This is a genomic window from Pontibacter rugosus (assembly GCF_042678745.1).
In the GTDB taxonomy this organism is placed as follows: Bacteria; Bacteroidota; Bacteroidia; order Cytophagales; family Hymenobacteraceae; genus Pontibacter; species Pontibacter rugosus.
This window is the reverse complement of the sequence record NZ_JBHTLD010000529.1, coordinates 1-582: the sequence shown is the minus strand read 5'-3', so window position 1 is coordinate 582 and position 582 is coordinate 1. Positions and strand designations below refer to the sequence as shown.

The following is a 582-nucleotide window of genomic DNA, read 5'->3' as shown; positions in this document are numbered from 1 at the left end:
GCATCAACTCGGCGCTGCTCGACGACCTCTCCAAAAACGACCCGGTGAAACTGGATTTCCGGTTTTTCGAGGACAACTTTGCCGGCGTCCGGCCCTTCGAAATGGCCCTCGACCCCGGCCCCAACCGCACGGTATTCGATTTGGAAGTGCTACGCGAAACCGAGCAGATTGAGAACCACCTGCAGCAGAGTTACGGCCTCAACTTCGTGGCCTCGCCTGTAACCATCATCAAATCGGTGCGCAAGGCCCTGAACGGCGGCATGGTAGAAGAATACCGCTTACCCGCCGACGAGGACGAGTTGGCGCGGCTGCTGCGCAAGGTGAAGCTGTTCCGGCAGAAGCCCGAGTTTCGGGCCCTGGCCCTGCCCGACGCCTCCGCTGGCCGCCTCACCGGCCGCATGGCCGATGTGGGCAGCATCAAGGTACACGCGCTCAACAACGGCCTGCAGCAGTTTCTGCGCACGTCCGTCGACTCGACGGTGGTCCAGACCCGGCTCACCGGCTCGGCCAACCTCATCGACAAGAACAACGAGAACCTGAGCCGCGACATGATTATCGGCATGACGCTCGACATTGTGATGG

General features: G+C 61.5%; 1 pseudogene. It reads left to right on the top strand.

Going from position 1 to position 582, the window contains the following annotated elements:
- Positions 1-582 (top strand): annotated as a pseudogene (locus ACFQ2O_RS22285) (efflux RND transporter permease subunit); the annotation flags it as partial.